Origin of the sequence: Mycobacterium innocens, from assembly GCF_900566055.1 — a bacterium.
GTDB classification, from domain to species: domain Bacteria; phylum Actinomycetota; class Actinomycetes; order Mycobacteriales; family Mycobacteriaceae; genus Mycobacterium; species Mycobacterium innocens.
The window spans coordinates 1-2,031 of record NZ_UPHQ01000338.1; the positions used below are offsets into that span (position 1 = coordinate 1).

General features: G+C 66.2%; 1 protein-coding gene. It reads left to right on the top strand.

Annotation, left to right across the window (positions count from 1 at the left end; genetic code table 11):
• Positions 1-523 precede the first annotated feature (523 nt).
• Complete coding sequence (locus EET03_RS29565) at positions 524-1,996, top strand: transposase (protein WP_099194519.1); 1,473 nt, start codon at positions 524-526, stop codon at positions 1,994-1,996.
• The last annotated feature ends 35 nt before the right edge of the window (positions 1,997-2,031 follow it).

Consider the following 2,031-nt stretch of genomic DNA (forward strand, 5'->3'; position numbering starts at 1 on the left):
GCGCAGGCGGCTGACCTGGGGATTTGTGTGATCCAGGCGTGTTTACGCTCGGATCTGTTGCTCTGATATAGCTGCTACTTTGCGATTCGATCAGATCGTTATCGTGTCGTGATCTTCGGATTTCCTGTCAAGCGATCCACCCATCTATCGCGAGAATTGCTGCAGTACAACACTTTCGATGATCCCCGCTGCGCTCGCTTCGCCAATAGGTGGAACTGGTAGAACAGGGATGTGCCAGCGAAATCAGCACAACACGATGAGGCGTCCGCGTTCACCGCGCCCGAGCAGGTGAACCACCGCCGCTACGAGGCGCTGCGCGCCTACTTCGTCGACGCGCTGTCCTACGCCGAGGCCGGGGCCCGGTTCGGCTACACCCGGTGGGCGATGGTCAACCTGGTGCGCGACTACCGCCAGGGCAAGTTGAATCTGTTCGCCCCGCCCCGCAAACCGGGCCGGGTGCCCGGGTCGGCGCCGGCCAAGGAGCGCGTGCGCGGGCGGGTGATCGAAGCTGCGCCGCGAGGGGTTGTCCACCTACGAGATCTCCGCCCGGCTGGCCACCGAACACACCCCGCTCAATCGCACCAGTGTCGGCGAGATCCTCGCCGAGGAAGGCTTCGGGCGGCTGCTGCGCCACCCCGAGCCGCAGGCCAGCACCAGCCCGGCCACCGTCGGGCGCGACACCCGGCTGCCGCGGACCGCGCGGCTGGACTTCGACACCTGGCCCGCGACCATCGAGACCGGCAAGGCCGGATTACTGCTGCTCATACCGGATCTGGTCTCACTCGGCCTGCCCGACCTGGTTCGCAAGGCCGGCTATCCGGGCACCCGGGTGGTGCCCGCGACCTCGTGGCTGCTCTCGCTGCTGGCACTGAAACTCACCCGCACCCGCCGCGTCTCTCACGTCGACGACCTGCTGATCTCCGACCCCGCCGCCTCATTGTTCGCCGGGCTTTCCACCCTGCCGAAGAAGTCCGCGCTCACCGACTACTCCTACCGCACCGGCCACGACCACCAGCGCCGCTTCCTGGCCGCGCTCGACAAGCAGATGATCGACGCCGGACTGGCCACCGCCGCCGACGCGATCTTCGACCTGGACTTCCACGCCGTCATGCACTGGGGCCACGACCCGGTGCTGGAGAAACACTACGTGCCCACCCGCTCCCAACGCGCCCGCTCCGTGCTGACCTTCTTCGCCCAGGACAGCGGCACCCACAACCTCATCTACACCAACGCCGATGTCGCCAAATCCAGCCAGGCGCGCGAGGTGATCGCGTTCTGCGACCACTGGAAAGCCGCCTCCGGCGCCGATCCGGCCATGCTGATCATGGATCAAAAGGTCACCACCCACGCCGTGCTCGGCGAACTCGACGACCGCGGCGTCAAATTCCTCACCCTGCGCATGCGCTCGGCCGCGCTGATGAAACAAATCGACGCCCTCACCGACAAGGATTTCACCACCGTCACCCTGGACCGGCCCGGAAAGTTCAACCGGCCAAAAGTGCACCAGGCCACCGGAATTCGGCTCACCGGCTACCCCGGCACCGTGCGTCAACTCGTCATCACCGGGCTCGGTCGCGACACCCCCACCGTGATCATCACCAACGACCACGACCTCACCGCCAAGACCCTGATCACTCACTACGCGCGGCGAATGACCATCGAGCAGCGCCTCGCCGAGATCATCCAGGCCTTCCACGCCGACGCGCTGTCCTCGGCGGTCAACCTCAACGTCGACCTCGACATCATGCTCTGCGTGCTCGCCCAAGCCCTGCTCGCCGCGCTCCGCGCCCGCCTGCCCGGATACGCCACCGTCACCCCCGACGTGCTGCAACGCCGCTTCCTCGAAACCCCTGGCACGATCACCACCAGCGCCGACACCATCACCGTCCGCCTCGACCGCCGCGCCTACACACCCGTCCTCCGGCAAGCCGACCTCCCCCCCGACACCCGAGTCCCCTGGTGGGGAAACCGAACCCTACGCTACGAATTCAGCTGAAAAGTTGCGTCGAATCTCCTGCGTGGAAATCCGCG